This window comes from Vibrio breoganii, assembly GCF_024346795.1.
In the GTDB taxonomy this organism is placed as follows: Bacteria; Pseudomonadota; Gammaproteobacteria; order Enterobacterales; family Vibrionaceae; genus Vibrio; species Vibrio breoganii.
The window spans coordinates 155953-170696 of record NZ_AP024864.1 but is presented as its reverse complement, the minus strand read 5'-3'; the positions used below and the strand labels follow the sequence as shown (position 1 = coordinate 170696).

Annotated in this window: 13 protein-coding genes; 10 read left to right on the top strand and 3 right to left on the bottom strand. The window is 45.6% G+C overall.

The window, feature by feature from the left end:
* Window positions 1-112 precede the first annotated feature (112 nt).
* From acs to fis, 7 genes are all read left to right on the top strand, one after another.
* Window positions 113-2062: an acetate--CoA ligase gene (gene acs / locus OCU35_RS00840; RefSeq protein WP_102481337.1), complete on the top strand. Its 1950-nt coding sequence runs from the start codon at window positions 113-115 to the stop codon at window positions 2060-2062.
* A 365-nt stretch (window positions 2063-2427) separates the two neighbouring features.
* Window positions 2428-2877 (top strand): type II 3-dehydroquinate dehydratase, encoded by a 450-nt coding sequence (gene aroQ, locus OCU35_RS00835; RefSeq protein WP_017027304.1) that lies wholly within the window; start codon window positions 2428-2430, stop codon window positions 2875-2877.
* A 54-nt stretch (window positions 2878-2931) separates the two neighbouring features.
* A complete protein-coding gene (gene accB / locus OCU35_RS00830) occupies window positions 2932-3387 on the top strand; it encodes an acetyl-CoA carboxylase biotin carboxyl carrier protein (protein WP_261825504.1) in 456 nt (151 codons plus the stop codon).
* A 14-nt stretch (window positions 3388-3401) separates the two neighbouring features.
* Window positions 3402-4745, top strand: a complete 1344-nt coding sequence (gene accC / locus OCU35_RS00825) for an acetyl-CoA carboxylase biotin carboxylase subunit (RefSeq protein WP_102322117.1) — start codon at window positions 3402-3404, stop codon at window positions 4743-4745.
* A 127-nt stretch (window positions 4746-4872) separates the two neighbouring features.
* Window positions 4873-5763 (top strand): 50S ribosomal protein L11 methyltransferase, encoded by an 891-nt coding sequence (prmA, locus tag OCU35_RS00820; protein ID WP_065599662.1) that lies wholly within the window; start codon window positions 4873-4875, stop codon window positions 5761-5763.
* 131 nt (window positions 5764-5894) lie between these two features.
* Complete coding sequence (gene dusB, locus OCU35_RS00815) at window positions 5895-6860, top strand: tRNA dihydrouridine synthase DusB (protein ID WP_026012638.1); 966 nt, start codon at window positions 5895-5897, stop codon at window positions 6858-6860.
* Between the two features lie 45 nt (window positions 6861-6905).
* On the top strand, window positions 6906-7202 hold the full coding sequence (gene fis / locus OCU35_RS00810) for a DNA-binding transcriptional regulator Fis (RefSeq protein ID WP_017027299.1): 297 nt from the start codon (window positions 6906-6908) through the stop codon (window positions 7200-7202).
* Between the two features lie 454 nt (window positions 7203-7656).
* Here the strand turns inward: fis and yddG are convergent, their stop codons facing one another.
* The 3 genes from yddG to zntR form a co-directional block, all read right to left on the bottom strand.
* Complete coding sequence (gene yddG / locus OCU35_RS00805) at window positions 7657-8547, bottom strand: aromatic amino acid DMT transporter YddG (RefSeq protein ID WP_017027298.1); 891 nt, start codon at window positions 8545-8547, stop codon at window positions 7657-7659.
* Between the two features lie 100 nt (window positions 8548-8647).
* Window positions 8648-9745, bottom strand: coding sequence for an SO_0444 family Cu/Zn efflux transporter (locus OCU35_RS00800; protein WP_261825503.1), 1098 nt, complete (start codon window positions 9743-9745; stop codon window positions 8648-8650).
* Complete coding sequence (zntR, locus tag OCU35_RS00795) at window positions 9745-10170, bottom strand: Zn(2+)-responsive transcriptional regulator (protein WP_237334475.1); 426 nt, start codon at window positions 10168-10170, stop codon at window positions 9745-9747. The genes OCU35_RS00800 and zntR overlap by 1 nt, the downstream gene beginning before the upstream one ends.
* A 435-nt stretch (window positions 10171-10605) precedes the next feature.
* Between zntR and purH the strand changes: the two genes are divergently transcribed.
* The 3 genes from purH to OCU35_RS00780 all read left to right on the top strand — a co-directional run bounded on the left by purH (window position 10606) and on the right by OCU35_RS00780 (window position 14647).
* On the top strand, window positions 10606-12198 hold the full coding sequence (purH, locus tag OCU35_RS00790) for a bifunctional phosphoribosylaminoimidazolecarboxamide formyltransferase/IMP cyclohydrolase (RefSeq protein ID WP_017027294.1): 1593 nt from the start codon (window positions 10606-10608) through the stop codon (window positions 12196-12198).
* A gap of 155 nt (window positions 12199-12353) precedes the next feature.
* Entirely contained in the window at window positions 12354-13643 is a 1290-nt protein-coding gene (purD, locus tag OCU35_RS00785; protein ID WP_102360293.1) for a phosphoribosylamine--glycine ligase, read from the top strand.
* A 179-nt stretch (window positions 13644-13822) separates the two neighbouring features.
* Window positions 13823-14647 (top strand): helix-turn-helix domain-containing protein, encoded by an 825-nt coding sequence (locus OCU35_RS00780; RefSeq protein ID WP_065210294.1) that lies wholly within the window; start codon window positions 13823-13825, stop codon window positions 14645-14647.
* Window positions 14648-14744: the final 97 nt, after the last annotated feature.

Below are 14744 nucleotides of genomic sequence, written 5' to 3'. Positions count from 1 at the left end.
AATTCCGCAGGTAATAGAGAGTTATAACAGTTACCTCGAAATGCCTAACAGACCGTCAGATATTGAGCGACTGTCACAACTAATAGCGGCAGAGTTCACAAGGAGATCAGCAATGAGTGAAGCCCACATTTATCCGGTTAAACAGAACATCAAATCCGTTACCCATGCAGACAACGATACCTACCTAAGCATGTATCAACAGTCCGTTCAAAATCCAGAAGGATTCTGGGCAGAGCATGGCAAGATCGTCGACTGGATTAAACCCTTCACTAAGGTCAAGGAAACCTCTTTTGATACTGGCCATGTGGGTATCAAGTGGTTTGAAGACGGCACACTGAACGTGTCAGCGAACTGTATCGATCGCCATCTTGCCGAGCGCGGTGATGAAGTAGCAATCATTTGGGAGGGCGATGACCCTGCCGATGACAAAACCCTTACCTTCAACGAACTGCATAAAGAAGTCTGTCTATTCTCGAATGCTCTAAAGGCCCAAGGGGTTAAAAAGGGTGATGTGGTGTGTCTGTACATGCCAATGGTGCCTGAAGCAGCCGTTGCAATGCTAGCCTGTACGCGCATAGGCGCCGTACACACTGTTGTGTTTGGTGGCTTCTCTCCAGAGGCGCTTGCTGGCCGTATTGACGACTCTGATGCCAAGCTTGTTGTTACTGCCGATGAAGGTGTTCGTGGTGGTCGCGCTGTCCCTCTGAAGAAGAATGTGGACGAAGCACTTCGTAACCCTAACGTCACCACCATTAGCAAGGTGATTGTATTCCAGCGCACTGGCGCTGATGTTGATTGGAACGCTGATGTGGATGTTTGGTGGCATGATGCCGTGGCTAATGTCGACGCCGACTGCCCACCTGAAGAAATGAACGCTGAAGACCCGCTATTTATCTTATACACCTCTGGTTCTACTGGTAAGCCAAAGGGCGTACTGCATACCACTGGAGGTTATCTAGTGTATGCCACTATGACCTTCAAGTACGTGTTTGATTACCAGCCAGATGACGTGTTCTGGTGTACGGCTGACGTAGGCTGGATCACTGGCCACTCTTACTTGATATACGGACCTTTAGCCAACGGTGCGAAAACCATACTGTTTGAGGGCGTGCCAAACTACCCAAATACTAGCCGTATGAGTGAGGTCGTCGACAAGCATCAAGTCACCATCCTCTACACTGCTCCAACAGCCATCCGTGCATTAATGGCAAAAGGTGACGAAGCCATTCAAGGAACCAATCGTAATAGCCTTCGCATCATGGGCTCGGTGGGTGAGCCTATCAACCCTGAGGCATGGGAGTGGTATTACAACACCATAGGTGATGCAAAATCGCCAATCGTGGATACATGGTGGCAAACGGAAACGGGTGGAATACTGATCACGCCATTGCCGGGCGCAACTGAACTAAAACCAGGCTCAGCAACTCGTCCGTTCTTTGGTGTACAGCCCGCACTAGTGGACAACATGGGTAATCTCATTGAAGGTGAAGCCTCTGGTAATCTAGTTATCCTAGATTCTTGGCCGGGCCAAATGCGCACTGTCTATGGCGATCATGACCGCTTTGAGCAAACCTATTTCTCAACCTTCCAAGGCATGTACTTTACCGGTGATGGCGCAAGACGAGATGAAGACGGCTATTACTGGATTACCGGCCGTGTGGACGATGTGCTTAATGTTTCAGGTCACCGTATGGGGACTGCAGAGCTGGAATCAGCGCTGGTCGCACACGATAAGATTGCCGAAGCGGCGATTGTCGGCGTTCCTCATGACATCAAAGGTCAGGCCATTTACGCTTATATCACTCTAAATGCGGGTGAATACCCAAGCGCTGAGCTTCACAAAGAGGTGAAAGATTGGGTTCGCAAAGAAATTGGTCCTATCGCGGTACCTGATACCTTGCACTGGACTGACTCTCTTCCTAAGACTCGCTCCGGTAAAATTATGCGAAGAATACTCAGAAAGATCGCAACCGGTGATACCAGTAATCTGGGTGATACCTCCACTTTGGCAGACCCAAGTGTGGTTGAAAAACTCATTTCAGAGAAAGGTGAACTCGTTTAGAGCTGTTTCAGAACTGTCCCAGAACTGGTTTAACCACTTGCTTCAAAACCATTAGCCGTCACATCGTGACGGCTTTTTTGTTTAAACACGGTTACAAATTAAACATAATGAAAATAGACAGTTAGCCTATATTCATTACGTGAGGATTTTTTAGTCGATTTAACAATGACCCAACATTAGGTCACGGCTAACCCTTCTCTCATTACCGGTGATTAGACCAGTAAATTGCTGTTAATTTCGTTGAATTAGCTATAATCATGCGCTAATTTGCTTTTTTACAGGAATCTGACTGGAATTTTTTCAGGATTCGTAAAATAATTAAAGGCAACAGTGAATAACTCACAATTACGGAAGATAGCGACAAGATGGCGACAAAATCACGTGTTCTACTCCTGAATGGCCCAAATCTAAATCTACTCGGTAAACGAGAGCCTGAGGTTTACGGTCACGCTACATTAAATGACATAGTCAATAACCTGCATACGCAAGCAGAGCAATTGGATGTAGAACTCACCCATGTTCAATCGAATCGAGAATATGAGTTAATTGAAGCTATTCACGCAGCCATGGGAGAGATTGATTTTATTATCATCAATCCAGCTGCCTTTACCCACACCAGTGTCGCTCTAAGAGACGCACTACTTGGGGTAAATATTCCGTTTATAGAAGTTCATTTATCTAACGTACATGCACGAGAGGCATTTCGTCACCACTCCTATCTTTCAGATAAAGCCGTTGGCGTGATATGTGGGCTAGGTGCACAAGGTTACAAATTCGCATTGTCTGCAGCGATAGAACAGCTTCAGGCAAAATAAATCTGAGCCATCTCGACGAATGCGAGAGGCCACACACAAGACAAGAGAAGAATCATGGATATTCGCAAAATAAAAAAACTAATCGAACTTGTAGAAGAATCAGGAATTGCTGAGCTAGAAATTTCTGAAGGTGAAGAATCTGTACGCATCAGCCGCCACGGCAATGCACCTGTAGCTCCGATTCAATATGCAGCAGCGCCTGCTCCAATTGCAGCTCCTGCTCCAGCGGCAGCTCCAGCAGCAGTTGAAGCACCTGCGGCACCTGCAGAAGCACCAGGTCACAAGGTTCTTTCTCCAATGGTAGGTACTTTCTACCGTGCACCGGGTCCTGATACGAAACCATTCGTTGAAGTAGGCCAATCGGTAACTGCTGGTGACACTATCTGTATCGTAGAAGCGATGAAGATGATGAACCAAATCGAAGCTGACAAGTCTGGTGTTGTAACAGCAATCCTAACAGAAGACGGTAGCCCAGTAGAGTTCGACCAACCGCTTATCGTTATCGAATAATAGAGGTCGATATTATGCTAGACAAATTAGTCATCGCGAACCGAGGCGAAATTGCGCTTCGTATCCTTCGCGCATGTAAAGAGCTAGGTATTAAAACCGTAGCCGTGCACTCAACCGCTGACCGTGACCTTAAACACGTACTACTAGCGGATGAGTCTATCTGTATCGGTCCTGCTCGTGGTATCGACAGCTACCTAAACATTCCACGCATCATCTCAGCGGCAGAAGTGTCTGGCGCTGTGGCGATTCACCCAGGTTATGGCTTCCTATCTGAAAACGCTGACTTTGCAGAGCAAGTTGAGAAATCAGGTTTCATCTTTGTTGGCCCTAAAGCGGAAACGATTCGCATCATGGGTGATAAGGTTGCCGCTATCAACGCAATGAAAAAAGCAGGCGTACCTTGTGTTCCTGGTTCTGACGGTCCTCTAGACGACAACGAAACAGCTAACAAAGCTCACGCTAAGCGCATTGGTTACCCAGTAATCATCAAGGCGTCTGGCGGCGGCGGCGGTCGCGGTATGCGTGTGGTTCGCTCTGAGCAAGAGCTAATCGAAGCCATTGCTATGACTCGCGCAGAAGCAAAAGCAGCCTTTAACAACGATATGGTTTACATGGAGAAATTCCTAGAAAACCCTCGTCACGTTGAGGTTCAGATTATTGCTGATGGTCAGGGCGGTGCTATCCACCTTGGCGAGCGTGACTGTTCTATGCAGCGTCGTCACCAGAAGGTTGTTGAGGAAGCTCCGGCTCCAGGCATCACTGACGATATGCGTAAATACATTGGTGAGCGCTGTACTCGTGCTTGTCTTGAAATCAACTACCGTGGTGCAGGTACTTTTGAGTTCCTATACGAAAATGGCGAGTTCTACTTCATTGAGATGAACACCCGTATTCAGGTAGAGCACCCAGTAACTGAAATGGTTACCGGCGTTGACCTAATCAAAGAGCAGCTTCGTGTTGCTGCAGGTCAGCCTCTGTCTTTCACTCAGGATGATATCAAGCTACGTGGCCACTCTATTGAGTGTCGTATCAATGCTGAAGACCCAGTCCGCTTCCTACCTTGCCCAGGCAAGATCGAGCGCTTCCACGCTCCTGGCGGTATGGGTATTCGTTGGGAATCGCACATTTACACAGGTTACACTGTACCACCTCATTACGACTCAATGATTGGTAAACTGATCACCTTTGGTGAGAACCGTGATGTTGCAATTGCACGCATGAAAAATGCACTAAGCGAAATGATTGTTGAGGGCATCAAAACAAACATCCCTCTTCAACTCGAAATCATGAATGACGAGAACTTCCAGCATGGTGGAGCAAATATCCACTACCTAGAGAAGAAGCTCGGCCTACAATAAGTTTTAATACTTATTGAAAGGGTCAGAACCAGTCATGCTGGTTCTGACCCTTTTTGTTTGCGTAGATGAAGTTGGTTAAAATTACTGCTAAAATCCACGCCAATTATCAATACTCAGAGTGAACTCCATGCCTTGGATTCAAATCAAACTTAACGCCACTGACAAAAATGCCGAGCAAATCAGTGACATGTTGATGGAACAAACTGGTGCCCTATCCGTTACCTTTCTTGACGCTAAAGATACCCCTGTATTTGAGCCTCTACCGGGTGAGACTCGTCTTTGGGGCGAAACCGATATCCTAGCTCTGTACGATGCAGAAGCAGACACACAGTGGATTTTAGGGCAAATAGCGTCTAGTAACCTTCTAGAACAAGGGTTCGCACATAAAGTTGAACAACTTGAAGATAAAGACTGGGAACGTGAGTGGATGGACAACTTCCACCCAATGAAATTTGGTGAGCGTCTGTGGGTTTGCCCTAGCTGGCGTGACATCCCAGAGCCTGACGCTATCAATGTTATGCTCGACCCTGGATTAGCTTTTGGCACAGGCACACATCCAACTACCTCTCTATGTTTAGAGTGGCTAGAAGGACTAGACCTTGAAGGAAAAACCGTAATCGACTTTGGTTGTGGCTCAGGCATCCTTGCGATCGCAGCGATCAAACTCGGTGCAAAAAAGGTGGTCGGGATCGACATTGATCCACAAGCGATCATTGCCTCTAAAGACAATGCAGAGCGTAACGGCGTGAAAGACCAACTAGAGGTGTTCCTACCGCAAGATCAGCCAGAAAATCTTATTGCTGACGTTGTAGTTGCTAACATTCTAGCAGGTCCATTACGTGACCTTTCTGGTGTAATTAAGTCTCTAGTTAAAGACGAAGGCGAGCTAGCCATGTCTGGTGTACTAGATACTCAAGCTGAAGATGTTGCTAACTATTACCGCGATCAGTTCGATATTGCTCCTATTGCAGAGATGCAAGAGTGGTGTCGCATCTCCGGAAAAAAGCACACTAGTTGAGACACATCATATTTTGAGCGAAAAACACTCAAATTATAGAATATTTTTTAAAATGCTCAAATATTAGGCTTTTCACAGGCCGAAAAAATGCGTAAAATGCGCGCCCTTGCTGTTAATAATGTGACCATGATTTGAAAATCGGAAATTACCAACTTAAGAACAATTTGATTGTAGCACCTATGGCTGGCGTTACAGACAGACCGTTCAGAGAGTTGTGTCTACGATATGGTGCTGGTATGGCTGTCAGTGAAATGATGCTAGCCAACCCTAAAACATGGAATACATCGAAATCACTGCAACGAAGAGTACATGAAGGCGAATCGGGCGTTCGCTCAGTACAGATTGCAGGATCGGATCCAAAGTTAATGGCAGAGGCAGCGCAATTTAATGTTAATAACGGTGCTCAAATCATCGATATTAATATGGGTTGCCCAGCTAAAAAAGTGAACAAAAAACTAGCAGGTTCAGCACTACTTAAGCATCCAGAGATTGTTCAGCAAATTCTGAAGGCGGTAGTAGATGCAGTAGATGTCCCAGTGACACTAAAAACTCGAACCGGTTGGGATACAGAACATAAGAACTGTGTCGAAATCGCTAAAATGGCCGAAGACTGCGGCATACAAGCCCTCGCCTTACATGGTAGGACGCGTACTTGTATGTACAAGGGAGAGGCAGAATACGAAAGTATCAAAGCGGTTAAGCAAGCTATTTCGATACCTGTCATTGCCAATGGTGATATAGATAGTCCCGAGAAAGCGAAGCATGTACTGGAATTTACCGGTGCAGACGCCTTGATGATTGGTCGCCCCGCCCAGGGTCGTCCATGGATTTTTCAAGAAATCCAACATTATTTAGAAAACGGCACCACGATGCCCGAGCCTCCTATGCAGGAAGTGAAAGACATCATGCTTGGTCACGTTCATGAGCTTCACCTATTTTATGGTGAGTTCTTAGGTCCGCGCATTGCAAGAAAGCATGTGGGTTGGTACCTAAAAGAGCATGAACAAGCGCGTGAGTTTCGCCGTATCTTCAATGCTATCGAAGTTGCTGAAGAGCAATTAGATGCATTAGAAGAGTATTTCAATTCCTATCCTTGATAGGGATATGGTTGCATCATAATTACGAGAAGAGCTAGACTGAATATGTTCGAACAAAACCTGACTTCTGAAGCACTAACGGTTACTACTGTAACTGCTCAAGACCAAATCGCGCAAAAACCACTTCGCGACTCAGTAAAAGTTTCAGTAAAAAACTATCTTGCACAATTAAACGGTCAGGATGTAGACGACCTTTATGAACTAGTGCTAGCTGAGGTTGAACAACCACTACTAGACATGATCATGCAATACACTCGCGGCAACCAAACTCGCGCTGCATCTATGATGGGTATCAACCGTGGTACACTTCGTAAGAAACTTAAAAAATACGGCATGAACTAATATAAATTAGTTTAAGTATCTGAATTGAAAGGGTTTGCCATTTATTGGCAAGCCCTTTTTTTACATCTAATCTTTACGTAAATGATCATCAAGAGCACCACTTTTATAGTTATTGGGTTTAAATAGCCCTAAAGGGTATAGACCTGTTCTTTGGCAATATTCACTTTGAAAGATAAACATCACTCTCTTTTCAAGGCTGTATAAATCTACGCGTCACTAGCACCTTAACTATCATTAATGATCTACTAAACTTCCATATATAGTTATTGAGTTTAGTATTAACAAAAGCTAGTACACCTGCTCAGAGATAACCTCTTGAAGAAATGTTGGCTTTTCTTTAAGCAAAACAATCATTAATGATCACACTGCATTTCATTTATATAGTTATTGAGTTTAATAGTTCAAAAAGGTTACACACCTGACAACAAGCAAAAATCACACTTTAACCTGAACGCTATTTGGTGACTCGCCAACATACCAATGAGCCAATCACCACCATAGCAACCCCCTGCCAAAAGCTTCCGGATAACGCGACACCTAAGATGATAGAAGAGAATAAGGTAGAGAAGATGGGAGTAAAGTAAGACAAGGTAGCAAGGAGTAACATATTGCCTTTCATAATCCCGCTGTTCCAAAGCCCATAACCACTAGCCATGATCACAGCTGCGAGCAGCAAGTAGAAGCTAGACTCTAGATTGAGAGAGATAGCTGGTTCACTGCTTAAACCATAGTGAATCCACAAAACAACAGCGGTCATCGCAAAGAACAAGGTAATCGCATTCTTACCATTTGAAAGACGCTTAGTAATGTTGCAGTAGATTGCCCATAGGAATGCACCAATAAACGCCATCGCATAGGTTGCAGGATTACTTTGTACATTCTCTGTCAGTTGAGAGACAGAGAGTGATTGATCACCGGTAATCGCCCACGCTACGCCGATAAAGGCGAGCACTACACTGGGATACACCCAAAGACTGGTTTTCTTACTACTGCTAATAACCGCAATTAACACCGTCAATGCAGGCCACAGATAATTTATTACCGCCATATCAAGCGCCTGCTGCCTGTCATTAGCCATACCAATAGCTAGGGATAAGCACACCTCATAAGCTGCAAATAGCCCCCCCGCAACGATGACATAACGCTTTGATAGCGTTTTTAGCTTTGGACTGCCCACAACAAACATCAGAAATATTGTCGCGACCGTATAGATACTCGCAGCCCCGCCAATAGGCCCTAACTGCTCTGCTACCTTACGAGCAACACCAATAACACTGCTCCATAAAAGAATGGCTGCGATGCCGTAAAGGGTATATTTGTGCTTGTTCAAGTGCTTTACATCCAATGTCTAAGGTTTCAACACCTTATCTCAAAACAAGCTTGTAGATAAAGTAACAGGAAATAAAAAGCCTCCTTAAAAGGAGGCTTATCTACTCAGTGATCATTCAGCTAGCGAGCGAAACTTTGACTGTTCTATTTCGCCATTGCTTCCAATAACTTACCAACATCAATACAGCAAGTAAGATACCGGTAGAAACCGTCAACCAGTGTGGGAGTAGCTCGTGTTCCATTGCTGAAAGCGGAGCGACACTAAACCCAAATTGAGCCACCAAGAAATCAGTGAGCAAGCCAAACACTATGGCCATGCCTACTACACCCGTCAGATAAGCAATCAGCGAACGTCTGCCCAGTTCTTTACTGACAACACCTAAGGTAGCAATGTTGGTTGCTGGGCCTGCCAGCATGAAAACGAGCACAGCACCTGGGCTGATACCTGACATTAATAGACCGGCAGCAATGGGTGTTGAAGCCGTTGCGCAGATGTACATAGGTACACTGATGGCCACCATGACAAGCATGCTCCAAATACTGCCGCCCCACTGTGCAAGGAAGTCTGTTTCTACATAGGTCTGCACTAGAGAGGCAAAGAACAAGCCAATCATTAACCAAGTGCTAATGTCTTTCACAAGATCCGTTGCCGCGAAGTGTATACCCGACTTCAGCTTCTCCATTGCACTCTTATCGACCTTAGTTTCTTTCTTTGAAGAACAGCAACTCGACTGCGTGTTCGCATGAGTGGTTGCCTTTTTACCCGAGCAACAACTCACAGGAGCAAAGCTCTTCATTTCAATCTTTTGCTCTTTCTCTGCTTCTTTGCCAACCAACAAGCCCGCAACTATCGCGCTCGATATAGCGGCTATAGGACGAATGATGGCCATGAATGGTCCTAGCAGTGCGTATGAGATCGATACTGAGTCGATTCCGGTTTCTGGTGTTGCCACTAAGAAAGAGGTAGTTGCACTCTTTGATGCACCGCTACGTCTTAGCCCTAAAGCAGCAGGAATCACGCCACACGAGCACAAAGGCAACGGAGCGCCTATAAAGGCAGCTTTTATGGTCGTCTTTGCGCCCTTTCCACCCAGATGTTTTGTTAAGAGGTTTGTAGGTATCCACTCTTTGAGCAATCCTGCGATCACTAATCCCAGTAGCATCCACGGAGCCGACTCGAGAAAAAGGTCAATAAAGTTATAAATCAGGCTCATTATGCTTCTCCTACTGCGTGACTATCCGCACTCTCTAACGCTTCTAAAATGGAGCAATGCGTTGCAGGTTCACTGCCTCCACAGCAGGATTGACTCAGTTTCTGCAGAGAATCGTGAAAAATTTGCAGCTCTTTAATGCGCTCTTCAACCTGATGACATTTCATATCAACAATATCGCGAGCCTCTTTACAGCTATGACTCTCTTTATCTAGCTGGATAGAGAGCAAGTCCATTATCTCCTGTAATGAAAAGCCGACTCGTTTAGCGCGTATGATAAAGCCAAGCTTATCGGCATCCTCATGGGTGTAGACGCGATAGCCTGCCTCACTGCGTGAGCTAGGCTTTAACAGTCCATGTTTTTCGTAGAAGCGTAATGTGTCTGGCTTGATATCAAATCGCTTAGCCAGTTCTCCAATTTTGTACATTCCAATGCTCATCAAATAATCTGTAACTCTATAAGTATAAACCTTAGACATAACTCCAAGGTCAAGCTTTCTGTTCAGCAAAATTGGCCATTATTTATTGGTTTGTTTTATCGGCTCCGAATCCTAAAGCCTCCAAATGACACTTTTTTTACAATAAAATGCAAAAGCCAAACGATTGCGCGAGCTTTTTCGAAGATTATTCGCTAGAATACGCGCCATTCGAATTGATGTTTTTTTGCACGCTGAAGATTTTTGTCAAAGTTGTTTCATAGTCATGATGCAGACTCAACTTTGACAAACATCTTTTCATCCAACTTGATTCCAAAATCAGCAGATGTTGTGAGGATGCACCAGACGATCAAGCTAATGATTCGGGGGCTTCTCATTTATTCTGCCGGTAGCGGATAATCTTAAGTACTTGAGGAATATGGAAGCATGAGTAACGCTCGCCCAATTCGCCGCGCTCTTATCAGCGTATCTGATAAAACTGGCATCGTAGAATTTGCTAAAGCCCTAGCTGAACGCAATGTTGAACTTCTTTCTACCGGCGGTACAGCTCGCCTACTTGCAGAACAAGGCCTAGCAGTCACAGAAGTGTCTGACTACACAGGCTTCCCAGAAATGATGGACGGTCGTGTTAAGACCCTTCACCCTAAAGTGCACGGTGGTGTACTTGGTCGTCGCGGACAAGACGATGAGGTGATGGAAAAACACGGCATCAATCCTATCGATATGGTTGTTGTTAACCTATACCCATTCGCTGAAACCGTAGCAAAAGAAGGTTGTACCCTTGCTGATGCTGTTGAGAACATCGATATCGGTGGTCCAACAATGGTTCGTTCTGCAGCGAAAAACCACAAAGACGTGACCATCGTTGTAAACGCTCACGATTACGATCGCGTAATTGTTGAAATGGATGCAAACGACGCTTCTCTAACTCTTGAGACTCGTTTTGACCTTGCGATTGCAGCGTTTGAGCACACTGCTTCTTACGATGGCATGATTGCTAACTACTTTGGCACTATGGTTCCTTCTTACGGTGAGAACAAAGAAGGCGACGAAGAGTCTAAGTTCCCTCGCACGTTCAACCAACAGTTCGAGAAGAAACAAGACATGCGCTACGGTGAAAACAGCCACCAAGCAGCGGCATTCTATGTTGAAGCAAACCCAGAAGAAGCGTCTGTATCAACAGCTCGCCAAATCCAAGGTAAAGCACTGTCTTACAACAACATCGCTGACACTGACGCCGCTCTTGAGTGTGTGAAAGAATTTGACGAGCCAGCATGCGTTATCGTTAAGCACGCTAACCCATGTGGTGTAGCACTAGGCGAAAATATCCTAGAAGCTTACGACCGCGCGTTCAAAACAGACCCAACATCTGCATTTGGTGGCATCATCGCGTTTAACCGCGAACTAGACGCAGCAACTGCAACCGCTATCACTGAGCGCCAATTCGTTGAGGTTATCATTGCACCGTCTGTTTCTGCTGAAGCAGTAGAAATCGTTGCGGCTAAGAAGAACCTTCGCCTTCTAGAGTGTGGCGAGTGGACAAGCAAGACTACTGGCTTTGACGTTAAGCGTGTAAACGGTGGCCTGCTAGTTCAAGACCGCGACCAAGGTATGGTTTCTCAAGATGACCTTAAAGTAGTGTCTAAGCGCCAACCAACAGAAGAAGAGCTAAAAGATGCGCTATTCTGCTGGAAAGTAGCGAAGTACGTGAAATCGAATGCGATTGTTTACTCGAAAGGTGACATGACTATCGGTGTAGGCGCAGGCCAAATGAGCCGTGTTTACTCTGCGAAAATCGCTGGCATTAAAGCGGCTGACGAAGGTCTACAAGTTGAAGGTTGCGTAATGGCATCGGATGCTTTCTTCCCATTCCGCGATGGTATCGACGCAGCAGCTGACGCTGGCATCAAGTGTGTGATTCAGCCAGGTGGTTCAATGCGCGATCAAGAAGTTATCGATGCTGCTGACGAACATGGCATGGCGATGATCTTTACTGGTATGCGTCACTTCCGCCACTAATTTACTCTTCATATTTGGCACTGTGGCGTCGTTAACGGCTTTCGCCCACCCCAGTCACATAGCGAGCTATGCTCCTGGGGTGAGCTCAATTGTTGCCTAGCCACAGCACCAACTATTTTGAGTAAACGATATTTTGAGATTAAGGATTTTTAAATATGCGAGTTTTAATTATCGGTGCGGGCGGTCGTGAGCACGCTCTAGGCTGGAAAGCAGCACAAAACCCAAACGTTGAGACTGTATTCGTTGCTCCAGGTAACGCTGGTACAGCACTTGAGCCTAAGCTAGAAAACGTCGACATCGGCGTTGAAGACATCGCAGGTCTTGTTGCTTTTGCTAAAGAAAACAGCATCGAGCTAACCATTGTTGGCCCTGAAGCACCGCTTGTTATCGGTGTTGTTGATGCCTTCCGCGAAGCAGGACTGCCTATCTTTGGTCCAACTCAAGCTGCAGCTCAGCTTGAAGGCTCTAAAGCATTTACTAAAGACTTCTTAGCTCGCCACGACATTCCAACAGGTTCTTACGCAAACTTCACTGAAATTGAGCCAGCAATAGCTTACGTTCGTGAACAAGGCGCACCTATCGTTGTTAAGGCAGACGGCCTAGCAGCAGGTAAAGGCGTTATTGTTGCGATGACTCTAGAAGAAGCAGAAGACGCAATCAAAGACATGCTTGCTGGCAATGCATTTGGTGAAGCCGGTAGCCGCGTCGTTATCGAAGAATTCCTAGAAGGCGAAGAAGCAAGCTTCATCGTTATGGTTGATGGCGCTAGCGTATTGCCTATGGCAACCAGCCAAGACCATAAGCGTGTTGGCGATAAAGATACTGGCCCTAACACTGGTGGTATGGGTGCTTATTCTCCTGCGCCGGTAGTAACGCCAGAGATCCACAATCGTATCCTAGAAGAAGTTATTTACCCTACTGTACGCGGTATGGACGCTGAAGGCGCACCATACACGGGCTTCCTATACGCTGGCCTAATGATCGATGCTGACGGTACACCTAAAGTAATCGAGTATAACTGCCGCTTCGGTGACCCAGAAACTCAGCCTATCATGATGCGCATGGAGTCTGACCTTGTTGAGCTTTGCCTAATGGCAATTGATGAGAAGCTAGACGAAGCAGAATCTAAATGGGATCCACGCGCTTCAATTGGTGTTGTATTAGCGGCCGGTGGTTACCCTGCTGATTACGCTAAAGGCGATGTGATTTCTCTGCCATCCGCAGATGCTGAAGACCAAAAGATCTTCCATGCAGGTACCGCTAACAATGAAGCAGGCGACGTTGTGACAAACGGCGGCCGTGTTCTTTGTGCTACGGCACTGGGTAACACAGTTTCAGAAGCGCAGCAGCACGCTTATGCACTAGCGAAACAAGTAAGCTGGAACGGTATGTTCCACCGCAATGATATTGGTTATCGTGCGATTGCTCGCGAGCAGCAAAAGTAATTAAGCTTTAACTCTAAGCAATACCAAAGCCACCTCAGTTACTGAGGTGGCTTTTTTAATATTCATACACTGAATTTATACATTCCCTAAAGGTTTCTCTCTGTTTACCCCAAGCCAGCGCAGGTATAATGGTCTTACCAGAAAACCATAACTACCGTGAATGCCCCTAAGCATTATCAATGACCATGAATAAGCAAAACTTCCATGAGCGACTCAAAGCACTAAGAATTGAAACGGGTTTATCCCAAGGGGATCTCGCCAATCAACTTAGTGAAGAGCATCGTGTATTTGCGAATGTCACTCAATCGATGATCAGCCTATGGGAGCGAGGAAAGGTCACCCCTTCAATCTTGCGTCGCGTGGGGCTTGCACATTTTTTCTCTGCTGATTACCAATATGATCAAGCCGAGCAACAACTCATGAAGCGGGCAAAGGCCTTTGAGATGTTGTTTGAAAAAGAGAACACGTTTTATAATTATCCGGTCACTAGCGAAGAGGTGATTCGATATTCACGCCTTAGCGAGTATCAGCGTGAATGGGTAAAGAATGCGCATTTATACGTGCTTGATGGCGAACTGGCTCTAGAAGAGTCAATGGCAATGCAAGATATCACCGACCCATGGGTTCGTATTTACTATCATCAAGGTGCTATAGTGGCAGCCTTAGTGTATGAAAAAACAGAAGATAAAATCACGATAGTCAGTCTATCTGCGATTAATATTTTCATCTGGAAGCATGTGCATAAGGACATCGCAACCCTTCCGCCAAAAACACTGATTCGAACAAGAATACGAGAGCCTAGCTTATCTCTATTGCTAAGAGACTTGTATGTCGAACCTGAAGAGTACTCTTGTGGTACTGAGATCTATGAAACTTCGATAGGCCATCTTTATCACAATACCTTTGTAAAGAATATGCTGGACAATGATGCCTACGACTTTCGCCTTCTAAGGTATGAGCTCTATAAGAGTGAAGAAGCACGGATTCTGCACGACGTCGCCTGATATCTTCTCATTTTCCGCACAAAATAATGCTATATATTTCATATATCTCGATATCGAAAAATATCGAATAGCGTGCCCTTTCTAACTCCATTATCGT